The organism is Kitasatospora sp. NPDC051702, assembly GCF_040681575.1.
Taxonomy (GTDB): Bacteria; Actinomycetota; Actinomycetes; order Streptomycetales; family Streptomycetaceae; genus Kitasatospora.
This window is the reverse complement of record NZ_JBFAZB010000002.1, coordinates 286,387-300,012: the sequence shown is the minus strand read 5'-3', so window position 1 is coordinate 300,012 and position 13,626 is coordinate 286,387. Positions and strand designations below refer to the sequence as shown.

General features: G+C 74.8%; 14 protein-coding genes. 10 read left to right on the top strand and 4 right to left on the bottom strand.

Translation table 11 applies throughout. The annotated features are described in order from the left end of the window. The 5 genes from AB0N04_RS03235 (at position 1) to AB0N04_RS03215 (ending at position 6,120) form a co-directional block, all read left to right on the top strand. Positions 1-855 (top strand): ABC transporter permease, encoded by an 855-nt coding sequence (locus AB0N04_RS03235; RefSeq protein ID WP_360208409.1) that lies wholly within the window; start codon positions 1-3, stop codon positions 853-855. After that, positions 852-2,438 carry an ABC transporter ATP-binding protein gene (locus tag AB0N04_RS03230; protein ID WP_360208406.1) on the top strand — a complete coding sequence of 529 codons (1,587 nt, stop codon included), beginning with the start codon at positions 852-854 and terminating at the stop codon, positions 2,436-2,438. Before AB0N04_RS03235 ends, AB0N04_RS03230 begins: the two co-directional genes overlap by 4 nt. Next, positions 2,435-4,801, top strand: a complete 2,367-nt coding sequence (locus AB0N04_RS03225) for an arylsulfatase (RefSeq protein WP_360208403.1) — start codon at positions 2,435-2,437, stop codon at positions 4,799-4,801. Before AB0N04_RS03230 ends, AB0N04_RS03225 begins: the two co-directional genes overlap by 4 nt. A 178-nt stretch (positions 4,802-4,979) precedes the next feature. Beyond that, complete coding sequence (locus tag AB0N04_RS03220) at positions 4,980-5,633, top strand: 4'-phosphopantetheinyl transferase superfamily protein (RefSeq protein ID WP_360208401.1); 654 nt, start codon at positions 4,980-4,982, stop codon at positions 5,631-5,633. Positions 5,634-5,736: 103 nt separating this feature from the next. After that, a complete protein-coding gene (locus tag AB0N04_RS03215; RefSeq protein WP_360208398.1) occupies positions 5,737-6,120 on the top strand; it encodes a barstar family protein in 384 nt (127 codons plus the stop codon). A gap of 121 nt (positions 6,121-6,241) precedes the next feature. On the opposite strand, the gene AB0N04_RS03210 is transcribed toward AB0N04_RS03215, so the two are convergent. Next, a complete protein-coding gene (locus tag AB0N04_RS03210; protein ID WP_360208395.1) occupies positions 6,242-7,210 on the bottom strand; it encodes a polysaccharide deacetylase family protein in 969 nt (322 codons plus the stop codon). A gap of 347 nt (positions 7,211-7,557) precedes the next feature. On the opposite strand from AB0N04_RS03210, the gene AB0N04_RS03205 reads away from it, so the two are divergent. Further along, positions 7,558-9,126, top strand: coding sequence for a CehA/McbA family metallohydrolase (locus AB0N04_RS03205; RefSeq protein ID WP_360208393.1), 1,569 nt, complete (start codon positions 7,558-7,560; stop codon positions 9,124-9,126). A gap of 244 nt (positions 9,127-9,370) precedes the next feature. Beyond that, the gene (locus tag AB0N04_RS03200; protein ID WP_360208390.1) at positions 9,371-9,895 is read left to right on the top strand and encodes an ATP-binding protein; all 525 of its coding nucleotides are present in this window, start codon (positions 9,371-9,373) and stop codon (positions 9,893-9,895) included. Positions 9,896-9,916: 21 nt separating this feature from the next. Here AB0N04_RS03200 and AB0N04_RS03195 read toward each other — a convergent pair whose 3' ends face one another. Next, positions 9,917-10,375, bottom strand: coding sequence for a DinB family protein (locus AB0N04_RS03195; RefSeq protein WP_360208550.1), 459 nt, complete (start codon positions 10,373-10,375; stop codon positions 9,917-9,919). 349 nt (positions 10,376-10,724) lie between these two features. Between AB0N04_RS03195 and AB0N04_RS03190 the strand changes: the two genes are divergently transcribed. Beyond that, positions 10,725-11,537 carry a class I SAM-dependent methyltransferase gene (locus AB0N04_RS03190; protein ID WP_360208388.1) on the top strand — a complete coding sequence of 271 codons (813 nt, stop codon included), beginning with the start codon at positions 10,725-10,727 and terminating at the stop codon, positions 11,535-11,537. 196 nt (positions 11,538-11,733) lie between these two features. After that, the gene (locus AB0N04_RS03185) at positions 11,734-12,246 is read left to right on the top strand and encodes a DUF5994 family protein (protein WP_360208385.1); all 513 of its coding nucleotides are present in this window, start codon (positions 11,734-11,736) and stop codon (positions 12,244-12,246) included. A 143-nt stretch (positions 12,247-12,389) separates the two neighbouring features. On the opposite strand, the gene AB0N04_RS03180 is transcribed toward AB0N04_RS03185, so the two are convergent. Then, positions 12,390-12,593 carry a cold-shock protein gene (locus AB0N04_RS03180; protein WP_360208382.1) on the bottom strand — a complete coding sequence of 68 codons (204 nt, stop codon included), beginning with the start codon at positions 12,591-12,593 and terminating at the stop codon, positions 12,390-12,392. A 425-nt stretch (positions 12,594-13,018) separates the two neighbouring features. Between AB0N04_RS03180 and AB0N04_RS03175 the strand changes: the two genes are divergently transcribed. Continuing rightward, positions 13,019-13,246, top strand: coding sequence for a hypothetical protein (locus AB0N04_RS03175; protein WP_360208379.1), 228 nt, complete (start codon positions 13,019-13,021; stop codon positions 13,244-13,246). 73 nt (positions 13,247-13,319) lie between these two features. Here the strand turns inward: AB0N04_RS03175 and AB0N04_RS03170 are convergent, their stop codons facing one another. Continuing rightward, positions 13,320-13,469, bottom strand: a complete 150-nt coding sequence (locus tag AB0N04_RS03170; RefSeq protein ID WP_360208376.1) for a hypothetical protein — start codon at positions 13,467-13,469, stop codon at positions 13,320-13,322. Positions 13,470-13,626: the final 157 nt, after the last annotated feature.

Below are 13,626 nucleotides of genomic sequence, written 5' to 3'. Positions count from 1 at the left end.
ATGACCATCACCGCCCCGGCCCTGCGCACCGCCCGTCCGCGCGGCCGCCACCGCCACCTGTCCGCCCTGCTGACCTGGCGCGGCCTCACCGGCCTCGCCCTGGTCGGCGTGACCGGCCTCGCCGGACTGCTCGCACCGCTGCTCACCGGCCTCGACCCGAACGCCCAGAGCGCCCTCGCCCTGGCCGGCCCGAGCGCCCGGCACCCGTTCGGCACCGACGACCTGGGCCGCGACGTGCTCAGCCGGGTGCTGCACGGCGTCGGCACCGACCTGACGATCATCCTCACCGCCGTGCCGATCGGCGCCGCGCTCGGCTGCGCGGCCGCCCTGCTCGCCGCCACCTCCCGGTGGGCCGACCTCGCCGTCCAGCGCGGCTTCGACCTGCTGCTCGCCTTCCCCGGGCTGATCCTCGGCCTGGCCGTCACCGCCGTCCTCGGCCCCGGGCGCTGGCCGGTCGTGATCGTCATCGCGCTCGTCGAGATCCCGGGCTTCGGGCGGCAGCTGCGGGCCGGCATCCTGGTCCAGCGGGAGCGGGAGTACGCCCTGGCGGCCCGCGTCGGCGGCTCCTCCCGGGCCCGCGTGCTGCTGCGCCACGTCGTCCCCAACGCCGTGGACCCGCTGATCGTGCAGACCGCCCTCGCGCTCTCGCTGGGCGTGTTCATCGAGGGCGCGCTCAGCTTCCTCGGCCTGGGCGTCCGCCCGCCGGAGCCCACCCTCGGCAGCATCCTCAGCCAGTCGGTGGCCTACCTGTCGACCGACCCGACCTTCGCGGCGGCCCCGTTGGCCGCCACCACCGCCCTGGTGCTCGGCTTCACGCTGATCGCCGAGGCCCTGAACCGGGGGATCCGCCGATGAACACCGTCCTGCGGGTCGACGACCTCACCGTGGCCTTCGACGGCTCCACCGCCGTCGACGGCGTGGGCTTCGAGCTCGCGGCCGGGGACACGCTCGGGATCGTCGGCGAGTCCGGCTCCGGGAAGTCCACCACCGCGCTCGCCCTGCTGCGGATGCTGCCGCCCGGCGGCCGGATCACCGCCGGCTCCGTCGAGCTCGCCGGCCGGGACCTCGCCGCCCTCCCGGAGGAGGAGCTGCGCGCGGTGCGCGGCCGGCGGATCGCGATGATCTTCCAGGACCCGATGTCCTCGCTCAACCCCGTCCTCACCGTCGGCCGCCAGCTCGACGAGGCGCTGCGCGCCCACGGCAGCCGCCCCCGCGCCGAACGGGCCGCCCGGGCAGCCGAGTTGCTCGACCTGGTCGGGATCCCGGACGCCGCCGGACGGCTGCGCGACCACCCCCACCAGTTCTCCGGCGGGCAACGCCAGCGCATCATGATCGCGCTCGCCCTCGCCCACGACGCCGAGGTGCTGGTCGCCGACGAACCGACCACCGCCCTCGACCCGACCGTCCAGCGGCAGATCCTGCGACTGCTCACCCGGATCAACCGGGAGACCGGCACGGCCCTGGTGGTGATCAGCCACGACCTCGGGGTGATCGCCCACACCTGCCGCCGGCTGCTGGTGATGCGCGGCGGCCGGGTCGTCGAGCGGGGCGACACCGCGGACGTCCTCGGCACCCCCCGGCACCCCTACACCCGAGAGCTCCTCGCGGCCGTCCCCCGGCTGGACGAGCCCTCGGCGGCCGCCGCCAACAGCACGCCGGGGGCCACCCCGCTGCTCACCGTCAGCGGGCTGGGCAAGACCTACGGCTCACGACGGCGCAGCGTCACCGCCCTGCACGGCGTCGACCTCACCCTGCACCCCGGCGAGACCCTCGGGCTGGTCGGCGAGTCCGGCTCCGGCAAGTCCACCCTGGCCCGGGCCCTGGTGGGCGCGCACCAGCCGTCCGCGGGCCGGATCCGCTTCCGCGGCGAGGAGGCGGGCCGCGCGCCGCACCGGGAGATCCAGATGGTCTTCCAGGACCCGTACTCCTCGCTCAACCCGCGGATGACCGTCGGACGGATCATCGCCGAGCCGCTGATCGCGCACCGCCTCGGCGACCGCGAACGGCGGGCCGCCCGGGTCGCCGAACTGCTCACCCAGGTCGGCCTGGATCCGTCGGCCGCCGACCGCCACCCCCGCGCCTTCTCCGGCGGCCAGCGCCAGCGCATCGGCATCGCCCGGGCGCTGGCCCCCGAGCCGAGCGTGCTGATCTGCGACGAGCCGGTCTCGGCGCTGGACGTCTCGGTCCAGGCCCAGGTGATCGAGCTGCTCGCCCGGCTGCAGCGCGAACTCGGCCTCGCCGTCCTCTTCATCGCCCACGACCTGGCCGTCGTCCGCCGGGTCAGCCACCGGATCGCCGTGATGCACCGGGGCCGGATCGTCGAGACCGGGCCGGCCGACCGCGTCGTCACCGCACCCGAACACCCCTACACCGCCGAACTCCTGGCCGCCGTACCGGCCCTGGACGCCGCCCGACCCACCACCCGGAGCACCGCATGACCGCCACCCCGACCACCGAGCCGCCCACCGGCCCGCACGGCGCCGACCCGCACCGGCGCGACCCCTACGCCGGCTTCCCCGGCACCGTCGGCCGCACCTTCCGCGAGTCCACCCCGGCCTGGCCCCGGCGCGTCCGCCCCCGCGAGGGCGCCCCCAACATCGTCGTCGTCCTGATCGACGACATGGGGTACAGCGACATCGGCCCGTTCGGCGCCGAGATCCCCACCCCGACCCTCGACCGCCTGGCCGCCACCGGCGTCAGGCTCGCCAACTACCACACCATGCCGCTCTGCTCCCCCGCCCGGGCGGCGCTGCTCACCGGCCTCAACCCGCACCGGGTCGGCTACTCCTTCGTCGCCAACGCCGACCCGGGCTTCCCCGGCTACGGCATGGAGGTCGCCGGGGACATCCCCACCCTCGCCGAGCTGCTGCACGACGCCGGCTACGCCACCTACGCCGTCGGCAAGTGGCACCTGACCCGCGACTCCGCCTCCAACGCCGCCGACGACCGCGCCAACTGGCCCCTGCAGAAGGGGTTCGACCAGTACTACGGTGTCCTGGAGGGCCTCACCAGCCTCTTCCACCCCCACCAACTCGTCCGCGACAACAGCCCGTTGGACATCGACGAGTTCCCCGACGACTACTACTACACCGACGACATCACCGACCAGGCCGTCAAGATGGTCAAGTCGCTGCGCGCCCACGACGCCGAGAAGCCGTTCTTCCTCTACCTCGCCCACAACGCCGTCCACGGCCCGCTCCAGGCCAAGCCCGCCGACCTCGAACGCCACCGCGGCCGCTACGACGGCGGCTGGGACGAGCTGCGCCGCAGCCGCTTCGCCCGCCAGCTCGCCGCCGGGCACTTCCCGCCCGGCACCGAACTGCCCGAGCGCAACTCCGAGGCCGGCCACGAGGTCGGCCCCTGGGACGAACTGACCGACGTCCAGAAGAAGTTGTACGCCCGCTACATGGAGGTCTACGCCGCGATGGTCGACAACGTCGACCAGAACCTCGGCCGCCTCACCGACACCCTCGAAGCCCTCGGCGAACTCGACGACACCATCATCGTCTTCACCTCCGACAACGGCGGCACCGGCGAGGGCGGTGCCGAGGGCACCCGCAGCTACTTCAGCCGCTTCGTCCACCACCCGGGCCTGCCCGAGGACTGGAACCCGGACGTCGAGCGCGAGATCTCCCTGATCGGCGGCCCGCAGAGCCTGGTGCACTACCCGCGCGGCTGGGGCATGGCCTCCAACACCCCGTTCCGCCTCTACAAGGGCCAGACCTACGCGGGCGGTGTCCGCGTCCCGTTCGTCCTCTCCTGGCCGGCCGGCCTGCCCCGCGCCGAGGGCGACACCGGAGTCCGCGCGCAGTACCAGTACGTCACGGACGTGCTGCCGACCCTGCTCGAACTCGCCGGCGTGGAACGGCCCTCCCGGCGGTCGGAGCACCCCGTGCAGGAGCTGGACGGGATCGCCTTCGGCTCCGTCCTGCGCGACGGCGCGGCCCCCAGCACCCACCCCGAGCAGTACTGCGAGATGACCGGCAACCGCAGCTACTACCGCGACGGCTGGAAGCTCGTCACCCTGCACCGCTTCGGCGCGCCCTACGACGACGAGGAGTGGGCGCTGTACGACCTGCGCACCGACCCCACCGAGATCCACGACGTCGCAGCCGAACACCCCGACCTGGTCAAGGAGTTGTCCGCCGCCTGGGAGGCCTCCGCCTGGCGCGACGGAGTCTTCCCGCTCGCCGACGGCAGCGGCGCCCTCGCCCTGCGCGGCCCCGAGGACGAGCGCCTGCGACGCCCCGTCACCCTGCTGGCCGGCACCCCCGAGCTGGAGCGCTACCGCTCCTCCCGGCTGATCTCCTTCCGCTCCTTCGTCGTCGAGGTCGCCCTCGACCGGCACCGCGACGGCGACCAGGGCGTGCTGGTCTCGCACGGCGACCAGGGCGGCGGCTACAGCCTGTACGTCGAGGACGGCCGGCTGCGGTTCGCCTACAACCAGTACGGCGAGCTGCTGGAGGCCGACGCGGGGCCCGTGCCGGCCGGTACCCGGCTGGTCGTTGTCGAGGCGACGGCCGTCGCCGACCTCAAATGGGAGTTCCGGCTGCTCGTCGACGGCGTCGAGGGCGGCCGGCTCGGCCCGGTCCACCAGCTGATCGGCATGGCGCCGTTCCAGGGCGTCAGCGTCGGCGTGGACCGCAAGTCCCCGGTGTCCTGGCCGGTGTACGAGCGGCACCGCTCGTTCCGCTACACCGGCGCCCTGCACTCCGTCACCTACCTGCCGGGCGAACCGGCCCCGTACGACCCGGAGACGGTCGCCCGGGCGCTGCGCGAGGCGGCGGCCGCCTTCGAGTGACGGCCGCGGCACCTCCGGGTGACGACGGCGGCCGCGGGCCCCGGGTGCCGACCCGGGGCCCGCTCCCTCCTGCCCCAGGCCTCCCACCAGCCACAAGTGCCCCCTCCCGAACGGCCGCCACCCGCGTTAGGCTCGGTCGGCGCGGTGCCCGGCCGCGCGTTCGACCGAGGGGGAGAGAGTGATCGGGGACCTGCTGCCGGACACCGTGGTGACCGAAGTGGCCTACGGCGACCCGCCGGAGGCCCGGCTGGAGCCCGAGGAGGCCGAGGCCGTCGCCCGGGCGGTGGAGAAGCGCCGCCGCGAGTTCACCACCGTCCGCCACTGCGCCCGAACCGCCCTCACCCGGCTCGGTGTCCCCTACCGCCCGCTGGTCCCCGGCCTTCGCGGGGCGCCGACCTGGCCGGACGGCGTGGTCGGCAGCCTCACCCACTGCGACGGCCTGCGCGCCGCGGCCGTCGCCCGTTCCGGCGACCTCCTCTCGATCGGCATCGACGCCGAGCCCGCACTGCCGCTGCCGGACGACGTCCTGGAGGCCGTCGCCCTGCCCTCCGAGCAGCGCCGGATCGCCGACCTGCTCGCCACCCACCCGGACACCCCGTGGGACCGCCTGCTGTTCAGCGCCAAGGAGTCGGTCTACAAGGCCTGGTTCCCGCTGACCGAGCTGTTCCTGGACTTCAACGAGGCCGAGCTGGCCCTCTCCCCCGACGGCACGTTCACCGCCCGGCTGCTCGTCCCGGGCCCGGTGGTCGGCGGCCGGCTCGTCCAGGGCTTCCACGGCCGCTGGGCCGTGCGCGACGGCCTGCTGGCCACGGCCATCGCGGTACCGGCCTGAGCGCCGCCGCCCGGCCCGCCTGAGCTCCGCCGCCCCGGTCCGGCCGGGGGCCGCCCCCGGTCCGACCGGAGCGATCCCCGGAGGGCGGCATATCCTCGACCCCGTGACCGTGACCTATGTGATCGATGGCACCCGGATCGACACCCTGGACGACTTCTGGGACGTCGTCGGCGAGACCATCGGCGCCGACGGCTACTTCGGCCGCAACCTCGACGCCTTCGCCGACTGCCTGCGGGGTGGCTACGGCACCCCCGAGGACGGCGACTACGTGATCGAGTGGCGCGACCACGAGACCTCCCGGCGCCACCTCGGCCACCCGGAGACGGTCCGTCAGCTGGAGCTGCGGCTCGGCCGCTGCCACCCCGCCAACCGCGAGCACGTGCGCGCCGAGCTCGCCGCCGCCCGGGCCGGGCGGGGGCCGACGGTCTTCGACTGGCTGGTGCGGATCATCGAGGAGGAGCACCCGGGGGGCCTGCGTCTGCGCTGAGGCCGGCCCGGTCGGAGCGCGGCCGGCGCGAGGGCGGCCGTTCCGAGGGCGGCCGGCACGCCGCCCGGCCCGGGCCCTGGTCCACCCGGGTGACGCCCGCCCGCGCCGGGGCGCCCGGCCCTCACCCGAGGACGTCGGAGAGCCGGACGAACCGCCGCCCCGCCGCCAGCAGGCCCGGCACCGCCGCCGCCACGCCGGGGGCGGTGCCGCCGCCCGGGTGGTTCAGGTGCCCGATCACGATGGACCCCGGCGGGGCGGCGGCGACCTCCTGCCGGACCTGGGCGGCGCCGAGCGTCGCCCCGCCGTCCCCGTTCACGGTGAACCCCGCGACCCGTTCGCCCAGGTCGGCGACGATCCGGGTGGCGACGTCGTCGTAGTGCGCGGTGCCGGAGCGGAAGAACCGCACCGGGTGGCCGAGCAGCCCGGCCAGCTTCTGCGCGTTGCCCGCCACCTCGTCGTGCACCGCGCCGACGCCGTCGGTGCCGGCGATGCCGTAGGCGGAGCGACCGGTGACGGAGAGCGGCCGGTGCGCGGTCCCGTGGTTGCCGATCTCGAACAGCGGGTCCCCGGCGAGCTGCTCGAACACGTCCGGGTTGGCGTCGATCCAGCGGGCGTTCAGGAACAGGGTCGCCGGGACGGCGTTCGCGCGCAGGAAGTCGATCAGGTCGGCGTCGTAGCCGTTCCCGCCGGGGCCTCCGCAGGCGTCGAAGGTGAGCGCCGTCGCGCGCTCTCCGTCGGGCAGTTCGGTGATCACCCCGGAGACCTCCAGCCCCCATTCCGCGGGGGCGGTGCCGCCGTAGCGCTCCACCAGTTCAGCCCTGGTCGGCAGCCGGCCCGCGGTGGGCGGGGTGGCCGACGGGGTGGCCGGCCCCGCCTCGGTGGCGGACGGGGCCGCGGACGGTATCGCGGTCCGGACGCCGGAGGCCGCTCCGGTCGCGGCGGAGGCCTGCTCGACCGCGGCGGCCGTCCCGGCCGCTCCCGTCACCGGTGCCGGGGCCGTCGCGGCGGGTCCGCCCCGCCCGGCGGCCGCGCACCCGGTCAGCGCGCTCCCGGCCATCGCTATCAGCAGTGTCCGTCGGTTCAGTGTCACACCCGCCTCCTCCACGACGATCCGATGTCAGGGCGATCCGGCGTCAGACCGGTCCGGCTCCGCGACGGTCCGACTCCGCGACGGTCCGGTCCCGCTCCGGCCCGTCGGACGCGACGCGGCACCGCACGGTGCAGGGCCGTGCGGCAGGACGCAGCCCTCACCGCGAGGCCGTCACCGCCTTCACCCATGAATATGAACCGACGATTCATCACGCCCCGCAACTCGCTGCCCCGCCCCCGGCCCCTCCTTCACCGACCCGCCCCACCCCCGTGGGCCCCGGCTCACCCCCGGTTCACCGCCCCGGGTAGGAACGCCGGCGGACCCGATCCCCAGCCCGGAGGCCACCCATGCCCACCGACCCAGGCTCCCCCCGCCCCGCCCGCCGCGACCTGCTGCGCACCGGCCTCGCCACCGGTGCCACCACCGCCCTCGGCCTCGCCGCGGGCGGCGGCCGGGCCGCCGCCGCACCGGGCGCCGCAACCCCCGCCGACCGCACCCTCGTGCTCACCGGCCATCTCCCCACCGGCGCGCCCGACTTCGTCCACCTCCCGGTCGAAGTCCCGGACGGCGTGCGCGAGCTGGCCGTCTCCTACGGCTACGACAAGCCGACCGTCCCGGCCGGCACCCCCGGGAACTCCTGCGACATCGGCGTCTTCGACGAGCGCGGCACCGACCTCGGCGGCCCCGGCTTCCGCGGCTGGTCGGGCGGCTTCCGCACCGAGTTCAGCATCGCCCGCGACTCCGCCACCCCCGGCTACCTCCCCGGCCCGATCAACCCGGGCACCTGGCACATCGTCCTCGGCCCCTACCAGATCGCCCCGCAGGGGCTCGACTACCGCGTCCAGGTCACCCTCCGGTTCGGCGCCCCCGGGCCGGAGTTCACCCCGCACTACCCGCCCGAGCGGGCCCGAGGCCGCGGCCGGGCCTGGTACCGGGGGGACTGCCACCTGCACACCGTGCACTCCGACGGGCGACGCCTGCCGGAGGAGGTCGCGGCCGGCGCCCGCGCCGCCGGCCTCGACTTCATCGTCTCCACCGACCACAACACCAGTTCCTCGCACGCCGTCTGGGGCCCGCTGGCCGGGCCGGACCTGCTGATCCTGCCGGGCGAGGAGGTCACCACCCGCAACGGCCACTGGCTGGCCCTCGGACTGGAGGCCGGCCAGTTCGTCGACTGGCGCTACCGCTCCCGCGACGAGGAGTACCCGCGCTTCGTCCGCCAGGTGCACCGCTCCGGCGGCCTGGTCGTCCCCGCGCACCCGTACTGCCCGTACGTCGCCTGCCAGTGGAAGTTCGGCTACGAGCAGGCCGACGCCGTCGAGGTCTGGAACGGACCGTGGACCTACGACGACGAGTCCGCGGTCGACACCTGGGACGCCGGGCTCGCCGTCGCCCTGCGCGAGGGCCGCTCCTGGCTGCCCGCGATGGGCAACAGCGACGCGCACAGCGCCCCGCAGGTGATCGGCTCCCCGCACACCGTGGTGCTGGCCGAGGACCTCACCCGCGACGCCGTCCTCGACGGGATCCGCGCCGGGCGCAGCTGGCTGGCCGAGTCCTCCGCGGTGCGGCTGGAGTTCACCGTCACCGGGCACGGCCGCCGGGCCGGCATCGGCGAGGAGCTGACCGTCCCGGCGGACGCCCCGCTGGACGTTCGGCTCACCGTCTCCGGCGTCCCGGGCGGGACGGTCCGGCTGCTCACCGACGAGGGCCAGCTGCACCAGGAGTCGCTGCCCGCCGACGGCGCCGGCACGGTGGTCTGGCGCACCACCGCCTCGCTCGCCGCCTACGTCCGCGCCGAGGTGCGCCACCCCCGGCCCGACGGGACGCCCGGCCGGGGAAACGCGATGGGACCGGACCTCCCCTGGGGCCCGATGGCCGCCCTCACCAACCCGGTCGTGCTGCGCGCCGAGGAGTGAGCCGGAACGGCCCGGACGGCTCCGGGCCGGGCCGTGCGGCGGGCCCGGCCGCCCCGGGGAACCGGTCCGGCCATGAGGGGGGACGACTCGGGGCACCGGCGTGGACTAGGTTGATCCCCGAAAGCATCAGTCGTAGGGACGAGGCGGTCGGCTGTCCGCATCCGGGTCCGACCGGCCCTTTCGCACTCCGACCGCCTCGCCCCGGCTACCCGTCCGTCCCCGGCCCGCGAAGGGATCAGCAGCTGTGAACCGTACGACCGTAGGTGGGCCGGAGCTCGGGGGCGGCCGGGGTGCCGGGGGCGTCCTCGTCCTCGTCGACCCGTCCGGGGCCGGGAGGAGCGCGGTCGCGGGGCTGCTCGCTGCCGAGCTGCGACCGAGCGTCCACCTGCGCGCGCACGACTTCGTGCGGGTCATCCGCAACGGTCAGCTGCCGCCCCACCTGCCGGAGGCCGGGCGGCAGAACGCCACCGCCCTCGCCGCGGCCGCCCAGGCCGCCTTCGCGTACGCCACCGGCGGGTACCAGGTCGTCGTCGAGTGCCCGGCCGTCCCGCCCGCCCTCGACACCTTCCGCCGCGAGAGCCGCACCACCGGCGCCGCCCTCCACTACGTCGTCCTGCGCTCCGGTGCCGCCGCCGACGATCCGCAGGCCCCGGACGCAGGGGAGGCCCGGGACGCCCACGTGCTGGACACCGCCGGGCTCACCCCCGAGACCACCGCCAAGTCCGTGCTGGACGCGCTGACCCACCGCACCCACCTGCTCGGCTGGTAGCCCGCCCCGCCGCCCCGGGCGCTACGCGCCGACCGTGCCGTCGATGGCCTCGCGCAGGAAGTCGGCGTGGCCGTTGTGCCGGGCGTACTCGTGGATCAGGTGCAGCATCACCAGGCGCAGCGAGACCTCCGCCTGCCAGCGCGGCTGGTAGCCGGTGACGTCCAGCGAGGCGGCGGCGAGCTCGATCCGGCGGGAGTGCTCGACCTCGTCCTGCCAGGCGGCGAAGGCCTCGGCCCGGGTGGCGCCGGAGGCGTCGTAGGCCACCTGGTAGTCACCGTCCGGGGACCAGACCAGCGGGACGTCCTCGGCGTCGATGACCCGACGGAACCAGGTGCGCTCCACCTCCGCCATGTGCCGCACCAGCCCGAGCAGGGTCAGCGTGGACGGCGGGCTGGAGCGCCGGCGCAGCTGCTCGTCCGTCAGCCCCTCGCACTTCATCGCGAGCGTCGCCCGGTGGAAGTCCAGGAAGGCCCGCAGCATCTCGCGCTCGCCGCCGGTCAGCGGCGGGGCGGGGCGTTCGTCGGTGTTCACGGTGTCGGCTCTCCCTGCTCCGCGCCCGGCCCCCGCGGGCCGGGCTCCCCGGCCCGGACGACCGCCGGACCCTCGGGCCTGTCGCCGCCCCGCAGACGCGGGTTCGAGGACGGGCCCCAGCGGACTGTAGCGAAACGGCCACCGCACCCCCACCGGTTTTCCCTCCGGCAGCACCCCGCCCCGGAACTCCACTCCGCTCACTCACCGTGTTCACGATCTCACCGGTTTGGGTACGTACCTCGGCGCGCCCGAGGGCCGGGCGCGGCGACCAGGCGAGCAGCAGGAGACCGGACGACCCATGGACCAGAACCGCATCCCCCCGACCGTCCGCCGGACGTACGGCGCGGACGACCTCAGCACCGCCCCGTCATTCGGCGGCGGCTTCATCAACTTCGGCTACTGGCAGGGCATGGACCTCACCGCCCCGACCCCCGAGGACCGGGTGCACAGCCAGGAGCAGCTGTACCGCCGGGTGCTGTGGGAGTTCCCCGAACCGCGCGAGCACCGGCGGCTGGCCGAGGTCGGCTGCGGCCGCGGCCTCGGCGCCGCCCTCGCGCTGCGCGAGTTCCGCTTCGCCACCGTCACCGGGGTCGACATCCACCCCGACCAGGTCGAACGCGCCCGCGCGGTCAACGCCAAGGCCCTCGCCACCTACCCCGACCGCCTCGCCTACACCCTCGGCCCGGCCGACGACCTCCCCTTCGCCGACGGCTCCCTGGACGGCGTCTACTCCGTCGAGGCCGCCCAGCACTTCCGCGAGCTCACCGGCTTCGCCCACGAGGCCGTCCGGGTGCTGCGCCCCGGCGGCCGCCTGGTCGTCACCACCTTCTTCACCGCCGACGGGCCCGACGTCGCGGAACGCCTCAGCATCCTGCTCGGCAGCTTCGCCGACGGCCTCGACGTCCCCCACCCGCTCTCGGCCTTCACCGCCGACCTCGGCAAGGCCGGCTTCGGCGACGTGACCGCCACGTCCATCGGCGCCGACGTCTGGCCCGGCCTCGACCGCTACCTCGCCGACACCGTCCCGCCCGGCCACTGGAGCCGCAACTTCCACCACGCCTGGCGCACCGGCCTGCTCGACTACCACGTCGTCACCGCCGATCTCGCCTGAGCCCGTCCGCCGCTGCCCACCACCACCCACCGGTGCCCGCCCCGGACGGCCTCACGGACGGTTCCGTGGCGGCGGCCCGGCGGCGACCGCGACGGAGTAGCGTGGGAGGCAACCGAGGACATTCCGCACACCGGCATCAGCGTCGGCGTCGCCCTGGGTCTGACGGGTCCCTCGCGGACCGGACGGGCGGCTTCGCATGATGCCGGTTCCTCTCCCCTATCCCTCACCCTCCGGACCGTGGCCGCCGCAGGGCTCCCCGCTGCTGCCGCGCCTGCTGCTGGAGCCCACGATGACGCGGGGCGGCGTCTTCGACGGGGCCTGGTGGCCCCGCTCCAACCGCGTCGCCGCCGAGCTGCCCGACCTGATCACCGCGCTCGGTGCCCACTTCGGGCGCATCGTCCGGGTCGGTCTCGACACGGCGACCTGGGCGGGGGTGCCGAGGTCCGTCGTGGTCAACGGCCTGATGATCAAGATCAACTGGTTCGCCGGGAGCGACGCGACGATCAGCGTCACCCGGGGCTTCCAGGACCACATCCTCCTGCTGGTGGTGCCACCCGGCACCGACGCGCTGACGGCCGCCTCCGCGATGGCCGGCGCCTCGGCGACCGGGAACCACACGCCGGCGGCCGAACTGCTGCTCGCCCGCGCAATGCGGAGCGGCCCGGGCCCGGACGCACCGGACGGACCCCCGACACGGCTCCCGATCTGAGCACGCCCCGGGACCCGCGCGGGCCCCGGAACGTCACAGGCCGTCCCCACCTCACGGTGGGAACGGCCTGTGACCTTCAAGAACGCCGGTTCGGACGACGCGGGCCCGGGCCCGCGCCCCGCCCCCGGCCGGGGGCGGTGGTCCTACAGCGGGCGGATGTTCTCGGCCTGCGGGCCCTTCTGGCCCTGCGTGACGTCGAACTCGACCTTCTGGCCCTCGAGCAGCTCGCGGAAGCCGCTGGCGTTGATGTTCGAGTAGTGGGCGAAGACGTCGGGGCCGCCACCCTCCTGCTCGATGAAGCCGAAGCCCTTTTCCGCGTTGAACCACTTCACGGTACCGGTGGCCATGGGAGATCTCCTTCGAGAGACTTTTCGAAGCCTGCACGGTGCAGACTTTCGCGTCGCCGCGATGAGAACCCACCGGGAAAGATCCGGAAAAACAGAAAATGCGCCCGCAGCGATCAGCAGGCGCACACAAAGTCCATGGGAACCACAACTGCAACTACCTCGACTGTAGCAGGATCCGGTCCCGACCGGCGGAAAATCCGGGGGAATTTTCCGGCCCGGCCACCGGATGGCGGTACCTCCGGCCCCGCCGCACCCGGAACGCCCTTGGTCCGGGAGGAACTTGCCGCCACGCCCCGCCACGCCGCCCGGTCCGGAATCTTTCTCCGGGCTGCCACCCCGCCCCCCGACCGGAGGATTCCCGGCGACGGGAAATCCGCTGCTCCCCACCGGCCCGGCGGGCGGGTTTTCGGAGCATACTGGCCACGATGAGTAAAACACCGGCAGTCCGACGCCCCCTTCCCACCAGCCCTTTCAAAGCCAAGCCCGACAAACCGCCCAAGCACTTCGCGGTGGGTGACCGCGTCACCCACGACAGGTACGGTCTCGGCCGCGTCATCGAGGTGGAGGACGGAGCCAGCGCCGCGGTGCTGGTCGACTTCGGCTCGCGACAGGAGCGGATAACGCCGCCGTACGCGGCGATGTTCGTCCTCTGACCGGCGCTCCGACGACGGCACCGGCCCCTCCCCGGGAGCCGGTGAACCGAAGCGCGGGGCAGCGCCGTTGGAGTCAGTGGTGGGCGGTCGGCGTGTTGTGGGGCACGCCGCCGCACACCACGAGCACTCTGCGCACCGCACCGACGCCGCACACCACGAGAACGCCGCGCGGCAGGACGGCGGCCCGGGCCACGGGCCAGGCCGCCGACGAGGAAGCCCCCACCGGAGCACGGTACTGCCGTGCTCCGGTGGGGGCTTCGTCGTTCCCCGGACGCCCCGGACCGCCCCGACGGGCCCACCCTCGACGGCGGGCGGGCGGTGCGCCACACTCTCCCCAGCAGCACCCGCGCTCCCAACGCACCGGTACGACGTCGCGACCC